Raw genomic sequence first — 18080 nt, 5'->3', positions numbered from 1 at the left:
GCGCCAGGCCGGTCAGTCGCGGGCGAGTCTCGCGCGCGGGCGGACGGTGGTGAGCACGGCCACGACGGCCAGCACGACGAGCGCGGCGGCCAGCGCGAGCGCCGGCGGGCCCGCCGGGGGCAGGCCGCGCAGCTCGGGCGGGGCGGCGGCGACCCACGCGACCGCGGCGGCCGGCACCGCGACAAGGCCCGCGGCCAGGACCAGCAGCACGGCGGCGAGGGGCTCCACGGCGGCGGCGCGCCGGGCGGGCAGGCCCTGCGCGCGCAGGGCGGCGAGGTCCGCGCTCGACGCCTCCGCGGCGCCGCTGAGCAGCGCCGCCGCGGCCAGCACCACGGCCAGCACTCCGGCGACGAGGTAGAAGCGCAGGCCGAGCGCCGTGCCCTCGCCGGCCAGCTCGGCCCGGGCATCGGCGACCGTCCGCCGCGCGTCGATGGTCAGGCCGGCTGCGGTCAGGGCGTCGAGGATCGCGGGCGGCGCGTCGGCCGACAGCCAGACCTCGGCGCCGCTCGCCCCGCTGTCGACGGCGAGGCGGTCGGCATACTCGAGGTCGACGAGCGCCCCGGTGCCGAGTCGCGGCAGGCGCGGCACGGTGGCGGCGACCTCGGCGGGGACGGGGCGCTGCCGGTCGAAGCCGGTGAACAGCCCGTCCGGGGGCAGCGGGCCGGTGGTGACGATCGGGAGCACCGGCGGGCCGTCGTCCGGGCGCAGCACGCCGGCACCGGGCCCGGGTCCGGCCGGCAGGGAGACCGTCACGTCGCCGCCCGACGCGGCGACCGTGGCGCCGGGCGGGGCCTGCCACGCCGTGGTCGGCGCGCCGTGGATGGTCAGCTCGACGGGCGCGCCGGCATACGGCGGCACGCGCACCGCCAGCTGCACGATCCGGCAGCCGGACGCGCACGGCACGGCAGCGGCGTAGGTGTGCCGGCCGGCGACGAGCGCGCCCAGCTCGGCGGTGACGGTGGGGCGGCCGCCCAGCGGCGCGACCGCGACCGTCAGGGCGTTGTCGGTGCGGTCCAGGCGGGTGACCGTGATGTCGAGGCTCAGGGTCGTGCCGCTCACGGTCACGGTGGCGCCCGGGGCCGCGGGGTGCAGGCGGTCGCCGAGGTCGGCCGGGACGGGTCCGCCGGGCCACAGGGCCGTGGCCGAAAGGCGCGGTCCGTCGACGGCGAGGGCGTCGCGCAGCGGTACCACGGCCATCGCGTACCGCTTCGAAGGGTCCGCGGCGCGCACCGCCTGCAGCAACTGCCAACGGCTGGTCGCGCTGACGGAGAGCACGACCGGGGCGCCCGTCTCGGCCTCCGCGCGCTCGCCCTGCTGGCGCTGCGCGGTGGCTGTGGCGGCGGCGGCGGACCCCAGCGACGCCAGCGCCACGACGAGCACCGCCAGCAGCCGGGCCGCGGACGGGCGGCGCGCCAGCCACAGGCCGGCCAGGCCGGTGGTGAGCCGGCCGCGGCGCAGCGCGGCGGCGCCGAGGCGGCCGGCGAGCGGCGGCGCGGCCACGGCGGCCAGCAGCGCGGCGGCCAGCAGCACGAGCGCGGGGGCGAGCCCGGCCACGCCGCCGCCGGAGCCGCGCACCTGCACGATGGCGGCGGCCGCGGCCACGGCGGTCAGCAGCGCGATCCGGCCGCCCCACCGTCCACTTCGGACGTCGACCCGGCGCAGCAGCGCGGCCGGCGGCGCGGAGATGGTGCGTAGCGCGGCGGCCAGGCCGGCCAGCAGCGCGCCGAGGACGGCGACGGCCGCGTACACGAGCGCGCCGGGGGTGCTCCAGCCGCCCGCGGCGGTGAACCCGGCCACGGCCCCGGCCAGCATCGGGATCAGCGTCTCGCCGGTCGCCAGCCACCACCGGCCGGGGCGGGCGACGCCGCGCAGCGCGATGACGCCGTGCTCGAAGCGGCGAGCCCGGGTCGCCGCGGACACGGCCAGGATGATGACCGCCCAGGCGAGCACCAGCACCGGAGCCACCGCGAACGGCACGGTGCGGCGCACCTGCGCCCGGTGCTCGTCGATGCGGTCGAGCAGGTTGCCGAGGTCGGTGTTGAGCCGGGCCCCGCCGTCGCTGCGCCGCGCGGCATCGTCCAGCCACTGGCGCAGCTCGCCCATGTGCGCGACGCTGATCGCGCCGGGCCGCGGATAGGCGTCGTAGGTCTGCAGGTCGGCCGGGCGGATGAACGTCGCCAGCGTGCGGCGGTCGACCGCGAACGCCGGGCCGCTGGCGTCGGTGAGCGCACCGCTGCTGCCCCAGTAGGGCTCGGTGCCGTCGCGGGCGCGGACGATGCCGACGACGGTCAGCGCCGCCGCCGGGCCGCCGCTCAGGTACCGGTTGGTGGAGGAGTCGTACATGGAGCCGGTGAGCGACAGCGCGTCTCCGGGATGCAGGCTCAGTTGCCGCGCGGCGCTGACGCCGAGGACGGCGTCGCCGACGCCCATGAGGCAGCGGCCGGCGACGACCACGACGTGCTCGCACAGGCCGTCGCGATAGGACACGCGGCTGAGCTGCTCGGCGGTGGCGATCGGCAGGTCGGCGGGCTGCACGGCGAACTGGGCGCTGAACACGGCGGTGTAGCCGGGCGCGTCGAGCCAGCCGCTGGCGAGCCGCTCGAAGGTCGGCGGGATCGAGCCGTCGCTACCGGCCTCGACGGTGCCGGTCACCAGGATGTTCCGCTCGGTGACGCCGGCCGCCGCCACCTCGGTGTCGACGATGCGCCGGTCGGTGCGGTCGAGGTAGACGGGCGCGGCGACCGCAGCGGCGGTGGCGAGGGCGGTCAGCACCCCGACGGTGAGGGCGCGCAACCACCGGGAGCGCAGCATCGACAGCACCAAAGCGGTCATGAACGACCTCCGCGACCCGGGCGGATCAGCGCGACGGTGCCGAAGACGACCAGCGCCGCCACGCCCGCGGCGAGCAGGCCGAGGGGCTGCACCGGCGGCGCCGGCACCGGCCACGCGTCCGTGAACGGGCGCACGGGCGGCGGCGCGAGCAGCCGCAGCAGGACGGCGGCGAGCAGCCCGAGGGCCACGGCGACGAGCACCGGCGCGAGCGCCGCGCGCCGCTCGACTCGGCGCACGACCCGGCCAGGCACGCCCTGCCGGCGCAGTGCGGCCAGCTCTGCGTCGCGGTCCCGGCGGTCGACGGCGGCGACGACGAACGCGGCGACCGCGGCCAGCAGCACGACGACGCCGGCCGCGGCGAGGTCGCCGAACAGCGTGACCGCCGGCGCGAGCCGCCCCGCCCGGGCGGTGGCCGCGGCGGCGGTGTCGGAGCCGGTGACGTCGAGCCCGGCCGCGCGCAGCCGGGCCACGACGGTGTCGCCGGCGCCGGGGGCGAGCCAGACCTCGGCGCGCTCGGCTGCGGGCCCGGCGTCGCGGGCCACGGCGGCGATCCGGGCGGCGTACTCCAGGTCGACGAGCACGCCGTGCCCCCCGCCGCGGGGCACGAGGTCGACCGGGCGGGGCTGCAGCGGCATCGAGACGCCGAACACGCTCGCGCCCCCGCCGGCCGCCTCCCCGGCGACCAGCGCCGGCAGTGGCACCGGGGTGTCCACGACGTACAGGCGGCTGTCGACGGGCCGCTGGCCGACGGGCTGCACGTCGGTGAGGCGCAGCCGCTCACCGCCCTGGGCGACCTGGATGCCGCTGACGGCCTGGCCGACGGTGGTGCGCCAGCGGGCCGGATCCGCGAGGACCGCGCCGGGCGCGACGGCGGCGCCGCCGGAGGTCAGCTCGCTCAGCTCGACCGGGCCGTGGTCGGCCTCCAGCGCCTCGACGCGGCAGCCGCGGGCGCAGGCCGGCGCCACCGCCGCGTATCGCTCGACGCCCGGGGCGAGCGGCCCGAACTCGGCCACCACCTGCTCCCCCGTCCCCTCGACGGCCAGCAGCACCCGCACCCGCGAGCCCTCGCCGGCGGCGCGCAGCTCGAGGCCGGTGCCGGCGAACGTCAGCGGCGCGGGGGCCGCCGGGTGCAGCGCGGCGCCGTCGACCCCGGCGACGGCGCGCAGCCGCCCGGCGTCCGCGGCGATGACCGCCGGGCCGCCACCGGCACCGCCGGTGACGACGACGGCCATCGCCTCGCGGCCGCCCGGGTCGGCGGCGCGGACCGCAGCCAGCAGCCGCTCCCGGCCGACGGGCGCGACCCGCAGGACGCGGTCGGCGCCGAGCTCCACGCCGGCCCGCCCGGCGCGCGCGGCGGCGCCGCCCTGCCAGTCCTGCGCACCGAGCGCGAGCACGCAGGTGGCGGCGGCGAGCACGGGCACGATGCGATACGCGGTGCGGCGCCGGCCGAGGGTCAGCCCGGTCAGCGCCTCGGTGAGCCGGCCGGCGGCGAGCGCGGTGCGCCCGTAGAGCCCGGCGGCGGCCAGCAGCACGCGGGTGCCGAGCACGCCGAGCCCGGCCGCGATGAGCAGCGGGGCGACCTGCGCGAGCCCGAAGCCGGTGTCGCGGCGCACGTCGGCGGCGGGGGCGGCGACGATCTGGAACAGCGCGGCGGCGGCCAGGCCCAGCGCGCACACCTCGGCGGTGGCCGCGGCGAGCGGGCGGCGCGGCCGCACGTCGCGCATGAGCTCGGCGACGCCGCCGCGGGTCGCGCTCCAGTCGGCGGCGACGACGATGACGGCCCCGGCCGCGAACAGCCGCGGCGACCACGCGGACCCGGCCGCGAGGGGCAGCAGGCTCTGCCCCGCGGTCGCGGCCCGGATGCGCCATCGCGGCAGGCCGCGGATCGCCAGGCGGGCGGCGTCGCCGCGGCGTTCCTGCGCCGCGTAGGCCGCGGCCACCGCGACGGCGAGCCCGCCGAACAGCAGGATCTGCGCCTCGGCCAGGCCGATGCCGCGGCGCACCGACCGCCGGTCGGCGGCGACGGCGACGGCGAGGGAGGGCGCGCCCGACGTCGCCTCGAACTGCGCGCCGCGCAGCCGGTCCAGTCCCGTCCGCAGCCCGTCGGCGTCGTCGAACGCCTCGGGCCGTAGCAGCGCGTCGACCGTGACGGTGACCGTGGCGCGGGCGGACGCGATGGTCGGGGCGGTCGTGTACGCGGCGGTGCCGTCCTGCCCGGTCCAGAACCAGCCGCCCGGGTCCGCGGGCGCGTAGATCCCGACGACCCGCAGCGGCACGGCGTTGGCGGTGAGCCCCGGGTCGTGCCGCAGGTCGGCGCCGACCTCGGCGCCGAGCTGCCGGGCGAGCTCCTCGGGGAGCACGACCTCGCCGTCGGCGCCCGGGCAGCGCCCCTCGCGCAGCGAGAGGTTGGGGCACAGGTCGTCGGCGGTGCGCAGCTCGGCGGTCTGGCGCCGGCCGCCGGCCGCGTCGACGAGGCTGCCGGCCAGCCGCACGCCGCCCGCCCTCTGCTCGACCGGCGCGTCGACGAGGTCGTCGATGCGCCGCAGCGCGTCCTCGGGCCGGTCCCCCGCCGGGACGGTGCCGCGCACCCGCAGCGTGCGCTCGGCGACGGTGGCCGCGTCGATGCGCGCCCGGGCGGCGTCGCGCGCGGCCGTGCCGGTGGCACGCGCCGCGACCCCGGCCGCGACGACGGTCAGCGCGGCGAGGGCGAGCATGACGAGTGCCTGCACCCGCCGGGCCCGCAGCGCGCCGATCACCAGCCCCAGCACGCCACGACCCTAACGGAGGATCTCGCTGCGCGGGTACCCCGTTCAGCCGGAGCCGAGCACCGCGACGAGGAAGTCCGAGTCCGCGGCGAACGGCCGCAGGTCCCAGGTGCTCAGCAGCAGGTCCGGCCGCAGTCCGGCGGCGGCCGCGTCGGCCAGGAACTCGTCGAACGCGTAGCCGCGCCCGGCGCCGAAGCCGACGATGACCCGCCCGCCCTCGCCCAGGTGCGCGCGGAGACGCCGCAGGATCTCCACCCGGGTCGACGGCGCCACGAAGGTGATCACGTTGCCGGCGCAGACGACCGCGTCGAAGCCGGCCCGGATGCCGGCGGCCGGCAGGTCGAGCGCGGCGAGGTCGCCGACCAGCCACGTCGGCCCGGGATGGTCCTGCTCGGCGACGGCGACCAGCTCGGGGTCCAGGTCGACGCCGACGACCTCGTGGCCGGCCGCGGCCAGGAAGGCGCCGACCCGCCCGGTGCCGCTGCCGGCGTCGAGGATCCGGGCGCCGCGCGGCACCATGGCGTCGATCAGCCGGGCCTCCCCGGCCAGGTCGGCGCCGCTCGCGGCCAGGTCCCGGAACCGCTGGACGTACCAGCTCGTGTGGCCCGGCTCCTCGGCCTTCCGGCGCAGCCAGGCGTTCTCGTCGGTCACTGTGGCCCCCTTTCGTACGTGATCAAGGTATCCCGGCGGGAAGAGGCGCCGCCAAAGGCTCAACCGGTCGGCGCGGCGACCGATGTGGCGGTTGCCGGACGGACACGCCGAAGGGAGCCGAGCGATGCGGGCCGACATCGAGGGCGGCGCCGTCACCGCCGAAGCGCTGCAGGGCGGACCGCCTTCGCCGACTGGGCGGTGCTGCTGTCGGTCATGGAGGTCGACGGTGCGGCCCCGGGCCTGAGGGCCCAGGGCTGAGCGCTCCGGGCATCGGCCGGTGGCGTAGGTCCCGGCAGGACGGGACGTCGGTCCCGCGCAGGCGGGCGCTTGGCCTCTCCCACGGGCCGGGGCCGGACGGGCACGCTGTTGGCATCACCAACCGAGCGTGACCCGAGCCCCGGAGGGCCCCATGAAGCGCAAGACCCTCGACATCATCGTCGGCGCCGGCCTGGTCGTCCTGGCCGGGCTGCTGCTGATCGCCGGCCTGGTCCTGACCAGCAACGCGAACTTCGCCAACGACTACGTCAAGACGCAGCTCACCGAGCAGCAGATCACCTTCAAGACCGCCGGCACCCTGACCGCCGAGGAGAAGCAGTCCGCGTGCCTGGTCAAGTACGCCGGTCAGGCGCTCGACAGCGGCAAGAAGGCCGAGTGCTACGCCAACGAGTTCATCGGCCTGCACCTGAAGTCGATCGCCGGCGGCAAGACCTATGCTCAGCTCGGCGACGTGCAGACCGAGCTGAAGAACAAGATCACCGCCGCCCAGCAGGCGAACGACCCGGCCCTGACCGACCTGCAGAAGCAGCTCACCGACGTGACCGCCCAGCGGGAGACGGTGTTCAAGGGCGAGTCGCTGCGCGGGATGCTGCTGACCTCCTACGGCTTCAGCGAGTTCGGCGCCAAGGCCGCCCAGGCCGCGCTGGTGGCCTACCTCGCCTCGGGGCTGCTGCTCCTGCTCGGCGCGGCCGGCCTGATCCACGCCGCCCGCACGCCGCGCAGCGAGGGCTTCGCGGTCCCCGAGTCGGCCTCGAAGCAGCTCACCAACGCGTGAACCCCGACCAGACCGGAGCACGGCCCGGGCCACTCGGCCCGGGCCGGTTCCCGTTTCAGGCGGCGCGCCGGGCCCGCACCGCCGCGGCCAGGTCGTCGAGCAGCGCGTCGGTGGTGTCCCAGGACATGCAGGCGTCGGTGACGCTCTGGCCGTACGTCAGCTCGCCCCCCAGGTCCTGCCGCCCCGCGACGAGGAAGCTCTCCAGCATCACTCCGGCGATCCCGTCCTGGCCGCCGGCCACCTGCTCGGCCACCTCGCGCGCCACGCCGGCCTGGCGGACGTGGTCCTTGCCGCTGTTGCCGTGGCTGGCGTCCACGATGAGCCGCCGCGGCATCTGCGCCTTCTCCAGCCGGGCCAGCGCGTCGGCGACGTCGGCCGGGCCGTGGTTCGGGCCCGACCGGGCGCCGCGCAGGATGATGTGGCAGTCCGGGTTGCCGGTCGTGGAGACCACCGAGGCCCGCCCGTCCTCGTCCACGCCGAAGAACACGTGGCGGCTCGCCGCGGTGCGGCAGCCGTCGATGGCGACCTGCACGTCGCCGTCGGTGCCGTTCTTGAACCCGACCGGCATCGACAGGCCAGACGCCAGCTGGCGGTGTACCTGGCTCTCCGGCGTCCGCGCCCCGATCGCGCCCCACGAGACCGCGTCGGCGATGTACTGCGGGCTGGTCGGCTCCAGGAACTCGCACCCGACCGGCAGCCCGAGGCCGAGCACGTCGAGTAGCAGCCGGCGGGCCAGCCGCAGGCCGCGGGGCACGTCGAACGTCTCGTCGAGCCCGGGGTCGTTGATGAGGCCCTTCCAGCCGACGGTGGTGCGGGGCTTCTCGAAGTACACCCGCATGACGACGGTGAGATCGTCGGACAGTCGCCGCGCCGCGGACGCCAGGCGGCGCGCGTAGTCCACCGCCGCCACCGGATCGTGCACCGAGCACGGCCCGACGACCACGAGCAGCCGGTCGTCGGCGCCGGTGACGATGCGGTGCACCTCGTCCCGGCCGCGCTGCACGACCGCGGCCCGCTCGTCGTCCATCGGCAGCTCGGCGGCGAGCTCGCGCGGGGTGACCAGCGGCTGGTAGCCGGTGACCCGAAGATTGCTGGTGATCATGACCCGTCTCAGTCCTTCCCAGGGAGGCGGGCCCGGTGCAACCAGCCCCGCCGCGTGACACGACGAAGGGCAGAGACCGAGGTCTCTGCCCTTGCTGGCTCCGGGTGAACTAGGTCAGCGCGAGCGACCGCCGGCTCCACCCGGAGCCACGGTAAACGCCCGATAACCGAAATTCACGCGCCCATAGTACCGCATGAGCTGGAAGCTGCGGGCGGGCACAGCGACCGGGTCCCGGACGACCACCCCACCGGCGCCGTCCGGGACCCGGTCGTTTCTAGGCGGGCAGCGTCCAGCGCTGGTTCGCGCCCGCGAAGCAGGTCCAGATCTGCAGCCGTGTGCCGTCGGCCGAGGAGTTGTCGGTCGCGTCGAGGCACTTGCCGAGCGAGCGCAGCGTGCCGTCGGTGCCCGCCGTCCACTGCTGCGCCGCCGTGCCGTTGCAGTCGTACAGCTGGATCTTCGTGCCGTCGGCCGAGCTGGCCGCGGTCACGTCGAGGCACTTGCCCAGCGCCCGGATCGTGCCGTCGGTGCCGACCGTCCACTGTTGGGCGGCGGTGCCGTTGCAGGTGTACAGCTGGACCGCCGTGCCGTTGGCGGAGCTCGCGCCGGCCACGTCGACGCACTTGCCGCCGAGGCCGGTGATCTGACCTGTGCGCGAGCCGCCCCCGCCGCCCGTGACGCCGGACTTCCAGGTGAAGGTCGCCGAGGTCTTGGTGGGCAGGCTGTAGGTGAAGTGCTGGCCGCTCCAGTTCACGGTGACCTGCTGGGTGCTGCCGGTGTTGTTGTAGGCGATCAGCGCGCGGGTGCCGTCGGTGTTGAGGTACGCGATGTTCGGCACGCTCGCGTTGGCGGTGGAGTCGACGCGCGAGGCGCCCGGCTTCACGAACTTCGTCAGGTGGCCCATCGTGTAGTACTCGATGGTGTAGTCCACCTGCCCGCTGCGCGAGTCTCCGTTGTGGACCGTGATGAGGCCGGTGCAGGTGCCGCAGCCGCCGTAGTGCGGGCCCATGTTCTGGTCCACGGCGAGGCTCCACTTCGTGAAGCTCTTGCTCCAGTTCCGCCCGTAGTCGATGAGGTTGAGCATGTCCTCCTGCTGCTGGTTGGAGATCCAGGTGCCGCCGGAGTGCTCGGTGCTGTAGGCGTCGACGCCCGGGTACTGGTTGTGCACCGACGTCTGCTTGGTGACGTCGCCGCCGTAACCGTGCCAGGCGATGCCGCCGAAGAGCGAGTCGTTGCGGATGGCCGCGTCGTTGACCGACTGCGCGGCGTAGGAGTCGTAGACGTCCCAGTTCCAGTCGTGCACGAGGACCTTTGTGGACAGTCCGGCGGCGTGGAACGCGGGCAGCAGGTTCGTGCCGACGAAGTAGTCGAGGCCGCTGGCGTTCCAGCTCATCGACGGGTAGCCGGCGCAGCACGTCGGCTCGTTCTGCGGGGTCACGAAGTCGACCTTCACGCCCTGCGCCTGGTACGCCTGGACGTACTTGACGAAGTACTGCGCATAGGCGGCGTAGTACTGCGCCTGCAGCCAGCCGCCGTTGAGGTTGCCGCTGTCCTTCATCCACGCCGGCGCCGTCCAGGGGCTGGCCATCGTGGTCAGCTGGGGGTTGAGCTGCTGCGCCTGCTTGGTCAGCGGCACCACGTCGGCGAGGTCGTGGGAGATGCTGAAGTTCGCCAGGCTGGGGTCGGTCTGGCCGGCCGGGCGGTCGTCGTAGCTGTACCCGTAGCGGGCCAGGTCCGAGGCGCCCATGGGGTTGCGCAGGAAGCTCAGGCCGATGCCGCTGTTCGGATCGAAGAGCTTCTGCATCACGGTACTTCTGGTGCTCGCCGACAGCGCGCCGGAGCTGTTCATCAGCCAGGCGGCGGTGTCGGTGAACGAGGCGCCGCCGCCGGTGAACGTCTGGTAGCGGGTGGCGTCGTTGACGGTGACGTTCTGCCCGGCGCCGCCGGTGCCGGAGGTGAAGCTCACGGCGGCCTGCTGGGCCAGGCCCTGGGTGACGGTACGGCCACCGGCGTCGCTGGTGGTGGTGAGCCAGACGTTGACGGTCTCGCCGGCGGCGAAGGCGCTCGGCACGGCGACGAAACCGACGACGCCGAGCGTGACGGCGGCGAACGCGGCGAGCCCGGTGCGCAGCCTGATGCGGGTGCGGTACATGCGGCCTCCTAGGGCCAGTGGCGGGACATGGCGGTGCGGACGCCGGCGGCGATGTAACAAATGGAACGGCGGTGTAACATCGCGGAGCATCAGGAAACCGCCACAGGGATTGACTGTCAAGAGTCTTAGAGAAACCTCTATGCTGCGGATCATGGAACGGGGGTGGTGACCATGGCCGGCCACCGGCGGGTCACGGTGCGCGCCATCGCCGCGGAGACCGGCATGTCGATCGCCACGGTCTCGCGCGCGCTCAACGACCACCCCTCGGTCACGCCGGCCACCCGCGCGCTGGTCCGCGAGGCCGCCGAGCGCCTGCGCGCGCGGATCGGCGTGAGCGGCAAGCCCAAGGGCGGCGCGGTGTTCGTGCGCTGCCCGTACGTGCTGACCGACTACTTCGGCCTGATCGTCTCCTCGATCGCCGAGACGCTCACGCTGCACGGCCGCCAGCTCGTGCTCACCGCCGGCGAGGCCGCCCAGCGCACCCGGCTGTTCGCCGACCTCGACGGCCGCGAGGGACTGACCGGCGTCATCGTGATCCTGCCCCCGGAGCCCGGCGACGACCTGGTCGAGCTGCAGCGCCGCGGCATCCCGTTCGTGGTCGTCGATCCGCGCACCGCGCTGCCGCGCGACATCGTCTCGGTCTCCGCCGCGCACTTCGCCGGCGCCCGGCGCCTCACCGGCCACCTGGTGGAGCTGGGCCACCGCCGCATCGGCGTGGTCGGCGGCCCGACCGAGTGGCTGGCCAGCGACGCCCGCCTGGCCGGCCACAACGCCGCCCTCGCCGACGTCGGCGTGCTCCCCTCCGGCGAGCTGCTGCGCAGCGTCGAGCCGACCACCGAGCACGGCCACCGCGCCGCCGGCGAGCTGCTCGACCTGCCGGAGCGCCCGACGGCCCTGGTCTGCTTCAACGACAAGGCCGCCGTGGGCGCCCTGCGCGCCGCCGCCGAGCGCGGCCTGCGCGTCCCGGCCGACCTCTCCGTCACCGGCTTCGACGACCTGGACCTGGCCCAGGCGACGGGCCTGACCACGGTGCGCCAGCCGCTACAGGAGATGGGCCGCATGGCGGTCTCGCTGCTGGTCCGCCTGCTGGAGCAGCACGAGCTCGACGCGCTGCACGTCGAGCTCGCCACCGAGCTGGTGATCCGCTCCTCGACGGCCCCTCCGCCGGCGGCCTGACGGTGCGATCCTTGGTCGCATGACGCGACCCCGCATCTGGTACGTCCTGCAGCACCGCCCCGGCCCCACCGCCGACCCCGCCGTCCGCATCACCGACCAGCCCGGCTTTCAGGAACACCTGGCGTTCCTGCGCCGGCGCGCGAAGGACGGCACCCTGGTGGCCGCCGGCCCGCTCGAGGACAACGAGACCGGCGAGGGCGAGGGCATCACGGTGCTGGCCACCCAGACCCCCGAGGAGGCTCGCCGCCTGGCCGAACAGGACGACGAGGCGGTCCGCTCGGGCCTGCTCGCGGTGACCGTCCGCACATGGACCGTCGTCATGGCGCCGGTGCTGCCGCCGACGGGGCCCGACACGGCCGGCTGACCTGGGTGACCCCGGATCCGCCGAAAACTCGCCTCCGAATGTGACGACCCGGCCACCAATCACGGGGTTTTGCTTCCGGCATTCGGTTCCTCGGAAGCAGGGAGGCCTCATGTCTCGACCCGTTTGGAAAGTCCTGTTCACGGCCACGGGCTGCACAGCGCTGCTCATCGCCGGGCCCGGCGTGCTGTCCGCCTGGTCCTCCGCGCCACCGGCACACAACCCGGCGCAAATCCTGACCGCATCGGACGGCGGCTTCTGGCACCACCACAGCCCGACGCCGACCAAGACGCATTCGGAGACCCCGACGCCGACCCACACGGTGAAGCCGACCCACACGGTGAAGCCGACCCAGTCGACCCTGCCGGTCACCGGCGGCGCGACGGGCGGGACGCTCGGCGGGCTGGCGCTCGCCGGGGTCACCGCGATCGGTGTCGGTATCGCGATGCACCGGGTCAGTCGCCGCCGGACGCAGTGACAAACCGCCGGGAGCCGCCGCCGGCCTGATCTCACGCGAGGTCTCGGGCGGCCAGTTCGTCGAGCATCGCCGCGGTCGTGGTGGCGCCGAATCTCGTGGCGCCGGCGTCCACCATCGACAGCAGCACGTCCAGCGTCCGCACGCCGCCGGCCGCCTTGACGCCGACGTGCGCCGAGACCGCGGCCCGCATCAGCCGTACGTCGTGCAGCGTGGCGCCGGTCGGGGCGAACCCGGTCGACGTCTTGACGTACCCCGCGCCCGCCTCCTCGGCGAGCGCGCAGCCGCGGCGCTTCTCGGCATCGGTCAGGTAGGCATTCTCCAGAATCACCTTGACCGCCGCGCCGGAGGCCGCGACCACGACGGCGGCGACGTCCGCGCACACGTCGTCGTCGCGGCCCTCGCGCAGGCGGCCGATGTTGAGCACCATGTCGATCTCGGCGGCGCCGTCGGCCAGGGCCGCCGCGGTCTCCGCGACCTTGATCCGGGTCGCGTGGGCGCCGTGCGGAAAGCCGACCACCGTGCCGACCAGGACGCCGGTGCCGGAGAGCCGTTCGGCGGCGAACGGCACGTCGGACGGTTTCACGCACACCGACGCGACGTCGTAGCGCGCGGCGAGATCACAGCCCGCGGCGACGTCGGCGAGGGTCAGCTCCGGACGCAGGAGCGAGTGGTCGATCATCTTCGCGACCTGTCGTACGGACAGCATGCGGGGTCCTTTCGTCAGGAATCCATGGAGAACGCGACCTGCAGGCCGTATCGGGCGCCGGCGTATCGGGACTCGGTCAGCTCCAGCGGGTGGTCGTCCCGGTCGAGGATGAGGCGCCGCTCCACCAGCAGCGCCGAGCCGGGCGGCAGGTCCAGCAGCCGGCAGTCGTCCTCGGTCGCCGGATGCGCGTCGACCGAGGCGTGACCGTGCGCCGGGGCGCGGCCCAGCCGGACCAGCGTCTCGTGCAGCGAGTCGCGCGCGAGGTCGGCGTCGAGCAGCCCGCGCAGGTCGCCCGGGAACACGGCGCGCTCGATCGCCACCGGCACATCGTCGGCCAGCCGCAGGCGAGACACCGCGACGACGTCGGCGCCCGGCTCCAGCGCGAGCCGCGCCGCCTCGTCGGGGCCGGCCGGGCGCACCTCGGCGCCGAGCAGGCGCGAGGAGGGCCGCCGGCCGCGGCGGCGCATCTCCGCGCTGAACCGCACGAGCATGTCGGCACGGCGCTGGGTGACCGGCGGCGCGACGAACGTGCCCCGGCCCACCCGGCGGTACACCAGCCCGTCGGCGGCGAGCCGCTGCAGCGCCGCGCGGGCGGTCATCCGGCTGACGCCGAACTCCTCGCACAGCTCGGCCTCGGACGGCACCGGGTCGTGCGGCCGGGCCGCCGCGACGCGCACCCGCAGCGCCTGCTCGATTTGGTGGTACTTCGGCGCGAACTCCACGCTCATAGCGCAAATGTATAGCCAACTAGCTGGCTATACGATCCCACAGTGGGCTGGTCGGGCGAGTCAGCCCGCGAGGGCGTCGGCGGCGGCCTTGCGGGCGGCGTTGTTGCCACCCCAGGCCGCGTCGGGATGCACCCGGTTGGTCAGCAGCACCAGCACCACCTTCCGGCGAGGCTCCATCACGATCGACGTACCGGTGAAGCCGGTGTGGCCGAAAGCGCCGCGGCCGGTCAGGCGGCCCATGTACCACGCCTGGTCGACGTCGACGCCCAGCCCGTGCGCCGCCGCCGGGCCGAAGCGGGCGTTGGCGTTGGCGCACATCCGCTCCACGGTGCCCGGGCGCAGCAGCGGGCCGCCGCCGGACAGCAGTGCCCGGCCGAACAGGCCCAGGTCGGCGGCCGTGGCGAACAGGCCGGCGTGCCCGGACACGCCGCCGAACGCGGCCGCGGTCGGATCGTGGACGGTGCCGCGCAGCGGGCCCTCGGTCGCGGCGATGCGGGGCAGCAGCCGCGGCGGCGGGAGGTAACCGGTGTCGGCCATGCCCAGCGGCGCGGCGATCTCGGTGCGGACCAGGGTGTCGAGGCGCTCGCCGGTCAGCTCGGTGACGATCGCGCCGAGGGCGATGAAGTTCTGGTCGGCGTAGATGAACGCGGTGCCGGGCGCGACGACCGGCGGCTCGCGCAGCACGTACTCCAGTTGGTCGGCCGGGGAGCCGCCGGCCAGCGGGGTGTCCTTGGACAGGCCGGACGTGTGGGTGAACAGCATCCGCACCGTGATCCCCGGCTTGTCCACAAAGGACGGCAGGTACCGCGATGCCGGCGCGTCGAGGTCGAGCCGGCCGCGCTCGACGAGGCGCAGGGCGAGCACCGCGGTGAACACCTTGGTCAGCGACGCCAGGTCGTAGATCGTGTCCGGGTGGGCCGGCACGCGCTCGGCCGCCGGCAGCTCCGTCTTGTCCGCGGCGTAGCGGACCGCGTCGCCGACGGCGAAGTGTGCGGCGACCCGCCCGCCGACGGCGGCGAAGACGGCCGCGCCCGGGTACAGCGGGTGCGCCGGGTGGTCGGGCGTCGGCCGCAGGAAGCGGGCGACCGCGGCGCGCAGCTCGGCGTCGTATCGGGTGACCGGCGGCGTGGCCCACGGCTCCGGCAGCGACACCGGGATCGACCAGGCCGACGATCCGGGCGACGGTGGCGCCGCGGCCGGGACCGGCAACCTTCGGGTCGGGCCGCCGCAGCCGGCCAGCGCCATGGCGGCGGCCCCGCCCAGGAGCAGCAGGCGGCGCCGGTCGATCGGCCGGGAGGCGGCGAGGTCGGAGGCGCCGGTGACCGAAATTTGCGAAATATCCGGCGCCACGGGCGCCGGATATTTCGGACTTATCAGCATTTTTTCGCCCGCCGACGGCTCGCGGTCCACCGGCGACTCAGCGCCCGCCCGCGACCCGGCGCCCGCCGACGACCCGTCGCCCGTCACGACGGTGAGCGGACGGCCTCGTAGATCGCCGCCATGTCGACCTCCGCGAAACCACGCGCGACCGCCTCGTCCAGCAGCTCGCGGGCAGCGTCCACAATGGACGAATCGACGCCGGCCCGGGAGGCGAGCTCACCGACGAGCCGGGCGTCCTTCGCCGCGCCCTCGGCCGGGAACGCCACCGGATAGCCGCGCTGCTGCATCAGCGGCGCCTTGACCTGCGCGTACGGCATATCGAGCGGGCCGCCGGCGATGAGCGAGAGGAAGTCGACGCCGAGCGCGTCGGCCAGCGCGACGCTCTGCGCGAGCGCGGCGACGCTGGTCACCACCCAGCTGTTGACGACGAGCTTGGCGCGGCTGCCCTGGCCGGCCGGGCCGAGCCAGGTGACCTTCGCCGAGATCGGCGCGGCCAGCTCCTCGACGCGGGCGCGCACCTCGTCGGGGCCGGAGGCAAGCACGTTGAGCTTGCCCTGCTCGGCCGGGCCGCGGGTGCCGAGCACCGGCGCGTCGACGTAGACCAGGCCCAGCTCGGCGGCCAGCGCCCCGAGCTCGTCGGCGCCGTCGGCCCCGACGGTGCTCAGCTGCAGCCACAGCGCGCCCGGTGCGAGCCCGGGCGCGGCGGCGCGCATGACCTCGGCGACGGAGGCGGCGTCGAACAGCACGGTCACCACGGGATCGGCGCCCCGGACCGCGTCGGCGGGCGTGTCCGCCACGACCGCGCCGTCGGCGGCGAGCGGTTCGGCGCCGGCGCGGGTGCGGTTCCACACCCGCACCTGCTGGCCCGCCTTGAGCCAGTTGCGGGCGACCGCCGCACCCATGATCCCGGTGCCCAGCACAGCCAGTGTCATGCGGCGATCGTCGCACGCTGGGGTGGCCGCGAACGCACCGGGCGGCGGGCGCCGAAGCTGCTCAATGCCGTCTCCAGCAGCGGTAACGCGTGCAGCACCTGCCGGGTGCGGATCAGGGCGTCCCAGACCCGCTCGAACTTCTTCCAGCCCCCGGCGTACGCCAGGTGGCGCAGCCGGTCGCCGGGGCGTTCGTGGGTGGCCGCGCCCCGCCACAGCGCGCCCCACCGGTAGAAGTCGCGGTAGGCGCGCCAGTAGCCGTCCTCGAGCTGGCGGGCCGTCATCCCGCGCGGCTCGTAGACCACGTGCCGGGTGTCGTACAGGTCCCAGTCGCGATGCACGATGCGCCCCTCGGCCTCGACGCGGCGGAAGAGCCCGGTCCCGGGGTACGGCGTCAGGACCCGCATGCCCCGACCGTATGAGTCCGGCCGGGGCGTCGGGTGTGCGAAGTGTGCAGATTCGGTGACGGATCCTCAGCAGCGTCCGGCGCGCGTTCACCGTGGTCCTGAAGCCCGGCTACGCGGCGACCCTGGCGGGCGCGGCGACCGGCGCGGCCCAGTCGATCGGGTAATCGAACTGCCAGGCCCACTTCTCGGGGTTGGCGAGCAGCCGCATCGCGACCGGCATGAGCAGGTCGCGCAGCACGCGGGCGATCGGGCCGGCGGCCTTGTCGCTGTTGGTGCGGGCGGCCATCTTGATGATCCGTTCCGCGCGGTCGCGGCGCAGGCGCTCGTAAGCGGTGAACGCCTCCGGCACGGGCAGGTCCCGCAGGCAGCGGGCGAGCTGCACGGCGCTCTCGATGGCCAGCGAGGCGCCCTGCCCGGAGCTGGGCGAGGTGGCGTGCGCGGCGTCGCCGACGAGGACGACGCGGCCGCGATGCCAGGTGGGCACCGACGGGATGTCCTCGAGGCCGCCGGTGATGACGAGCTCCTCGGGTGCGGTCCGGCGGATCATCTCCACGGCCGGGGTGCGGTCGTCGCGGAACACCTCCGCCAGCCGTCGCAGCCACTCGGCGGCGTCGATCCGGCGGGCTTCGGCGGCGCTCATCGGGGTCGGGTGGGGCAGGTTGGCGAACCAGCCGCTCTCGTCGGCGCCGACCTGGTACCCGAAGAAGGCGCGCTTGCCGAACACCATGTGCATCTTGTCGCCGGTCGAGACCAGGCCGGCACCGCTCGTGCGCGCGCCGAAGCCGAGCAGGCCGGCGTAGCGGGGCTCGGGGGCCGCGGGGTCGATGAGGCGCCGTACCGTCGAACGGATCCCGTCAGCGCCGATGAGCACGTCACCGGCGGCGCTCGTGCCGTCCGAGAAGTGCGCGACCACTCGGCCGTCGCCGGCCGTGGACTCGGTGAGGGAGACCAGGCGCTTGCCGTGCTCGATGCGGATGCCGCGGCGGGTGGCCTCGTCGTACAGGGCGCGGTACAGGTCCGAGCGCCACACCAGCAACTGCTCCGGCAGGCTCGGCGGTGAGCCGAACTCGGCCAGGCGCTTGCCCGTCCAGCTCTGCATCACCATCGCGCGCATCGGGTGCCCGATCGCGGCCACGGCGGCCTCGGCGTCGATCGCGGCGAGCGCCGTCCGGCCGTTCGGGGCGATGCTCAGCGCGCCGCCCACGCCGTCCGCCGACCCGTCGTACGCCTCGTAGACCGTCGCCTCGATCCCCGCCCGCCGCAGCGCCATCGCGACCACCGGGCCGCCGATCCCGCCGCCGACGATGATCGCGTTGCCAATCCTGGACATCACAAGCCCCGCCCTCTCGGTTAGTTGGTCTCAAC

Annotated in this window: 15 protein-coding genes; 4 read left to right on the top strand and 11 right to left on the bottom strand. The window is 75.2% G+C overall.

Annotated features, from left to right (window positions below; genetic code table 11):
- Positions 1 to 12: 12 nt before the first annotated feature.
- From ACGFI8_RS17105 to ACGFI8_RS17095, 3 genes are read right to left on the bottom strand one after another with little or no spacing between them, the layout of a single operon-like run.
- On the bottom strand, positions 13 to 2832 hold the full coding sequence (locus ACGFI8_RS17105) for a hypothetical protein (RefSeq protein ID WP_392805666.1): 2820 nt from the start codon (positions 2830 to 2832) through the stop codon (positions 13 to 15).
- Complete coding sequence (locus tag ACGFI8_RS17100; RefSeq protein ID WP_392805664.1) at positions 2829 to 5600, bottom strand: hypothetical protein; 2772 nt, start codon at positions 5598 to 5600, stop codon at positions 2829 to 2831. The genes ACGFI8_RS17105 and ACGFI8_RS17100 overlap by 4 nt, the downstream gene beginning before the upstream one ends.
- A 42-nt stretch (positions 5601 to 5642) precedes the next feature.
- Positions 5643 to 6248: a class I SAM-dependent methyltransferase gene (locus tag ACGFI8_RS17095; protein WP_392805661.1), complete on the bottom strand. Its 606-nt coding sequence runs from the start codon at positions 6246 to 6248 to the stop codon at positions 5643 to 5645.
- A gap of 409 nt (positions 6249 to 6657) precedes the next feature.
- Between ACGFI8_RS17095 and ACGFI8_RS17090 the strand changes: the two genes are divergently transcribed.
- Complete coding sequence (locus tag ACGFI8_RS17090) at positions 6658 to 7299, top strand: hypothetical protein (RefSeq protein WP_392805660.1); 642 nt, start codon at positions 6658 to 6660, stop codon at positions 7297 to 7299.
- A 55-nt stretch (positions 7300 to 7354) separates the two neighbouring features.
- Here ACGFI8_RS17090 and ACGFI8_RS17085 read toward each other — a convergent pair whose 3' ends face one another.
- Together ACGFI8_RS17085 and ACGFI8_RS17080 are read right to left on the bottom strand one after the other, a co-directional pair.
- On the bottom strand, positions 7355 to 8401 hold the full coding sequence (locus ACGFI8_RS17085; RefSeq protein ID WP_392805658.1) for a 3-deoxy-7-phosphoheptulonate synthase: 1047 nt from the start codon (positions 8399 to 8401) through the stop codon (positions 7355 to 7357).
- Between the two features lie 274 nt (positions 8402 to 8675).
- Entirely contained in the window at positions 8676 to 10550 is a 1875-nt protein-coding gene (locus tag ACGFI8_RS17080) for a ricin-type beta-trefoil lectin domain protein (RefSeq protein WP_392805656.1), read from the bottom strand.
- A gap of 171 nt (positions 10551 to 10721) precedes the next feature.
- Between ACGFI8_RS17080 and ACGFI8_RS17075 the strand changes: the two genes are divergently transcribed.
- The 3 genes from ACGFI8_RS17075 to ACGFI8_RS17065 all read left to right on the top strand — a co-directional run bounded on the left by ACGFI8_RS17075 (position 10722) and on the right by ACGFI8_RS17065 (position 12565).
- Positions 10722 to 11726 (top strand): LacI family DNA-binding transcriptional regulator, encoded by a 1005-nt coding sequence (locus tag ACGFI8_RS17075; protein ID WP_392805653.1) that lies wholly within the window; start codon positions 10722 to 10724, stop codon positions 11724 to 11726.
- A gap of 19 nt (positions 11727 to 11745) precedes the next feature.
- Entirely contained in the window at positions 11746 to 12090 is a 345-nt protein-coding gene (locus ACGFI8_RS17070; protein WP_392805650.1) for a YciI family protein, read from the top strand.
- 109 nt (positions 12091 to 12199) lie between these two features.
- Complete coding sequence (locus tag ACGFI8_RS17065; RefSeq protein WP_392805647.1) at positions 12200 to 12565, top strand: hypothetical protein; 366 nt, start codon at positions 12200 to 12202, stop codon at positions 12563 to 12565.
- A 31-nt stretch (positions 12566 to 12596) separates the two neighbouring features.
- Here the strand turns inward: ACGFI8_RS17065 and deoC are convergent, their stop codons facing one another.
- The 6 genes from deoC to ACGFI8_RS17035 all read right to left on the bottom strand — a co-directional run bounded on the left by deoC (position 12597) and on the right by ACGFI8_RS17035 (position 18045).
- Complete coding sequence (gene deoC, locus ACGFI8_RS17060; protein ID WP_392805644.1) at positions 12597 to 13271, bottom strand: deoxyribose-phosphate aldolase; 675 nt, start codon at positions 13269 to 13271, stop codon at positions 12597 to 12599.
- A gap of 14 nt (positions 13272 to 13285) precedes the next feature.
- Positions 13286 to 13999 (bottom strand): GntR family transcriptional regulator, encoded by a 714-nt coding sequence (locus tag ACGFI8_RS17055; RefSeq protein ID WP_392805642.1) that lies wholly within the window; start codon positions 13997 to 13999, stop codon positions 13286 to 13288.
- Between the two features lie 60 nt (positions 14000 to 14059).
- Positions 14060 to 15349: a serine hydrolase domain-containing protein gene (locus ACGFI8_RS17050; protein ID WP_392805639.1), complete on the bottom strand. Its 1290-nt coding sequence runs from the start codon at positions 15347 to 15349 to the stop codon at positions 14060 to 14062.
- 113 nt (positions 15350 to 15462) lie between these two features.
- The gene (locus tag ACGFI8_RS17045) at positions 15463 to 16311 is read right to left on the bottom strand and encodes an NAD(P)-dependent oxidoreductase (protein ID WP_392805637.1); all 849 of its coding nucleotides are present in this window, start codon (positions 16309 to 16311) and stop codon (positions 15463 to 15465) included.
- Positions 16308 to 16715 carry a hypothetical protein gene (locus tag ACGFI8_RS17040; RefSeq protein ID WP_392805634.1) on the bottom strand — a complete coding sequence of 136 codons (408 nt, stop codon included), beginning with the start codon at positions 16713 to 16715 and terminating at the stop codon, positions 16308 to 16310. Before ACGFI8_RS17040 ends, ACGFI8_RS17045 begins: the two co-directional genes overlap by 4 nt.
- Before the next feature lie 109 nt (positions 16716 to 16824).
- Positions 16825 to 18045 (bottom strand): FAD-dependent oxidoreductase, encoded by a 1221-nt coding sequence (locus ACGFI8_RS17035; protein WP_392805632.1) that lies wholly within the window; start codon positions 18043 to 18045, stop codon positions 16825 to 16827.
- Positions 18046 to 18080 lie beyond the last annotated feature (35 nt).

Source organism: Dactylosporangium sp. NPDC048998 (assembly GCF_043197855.1).
Taxonomy (GTDB): domain Bacteria; phylum Actinomycetota; class Actinomycetes; order Mycobacteriales; family Micromonosporaceae; genus Dactylosporangium.
The sequence above is the reverse complement of the archived record's forward strand: the minus strand, read 5'-3'. Positions and strand labels throughout refer to the sequence as shown.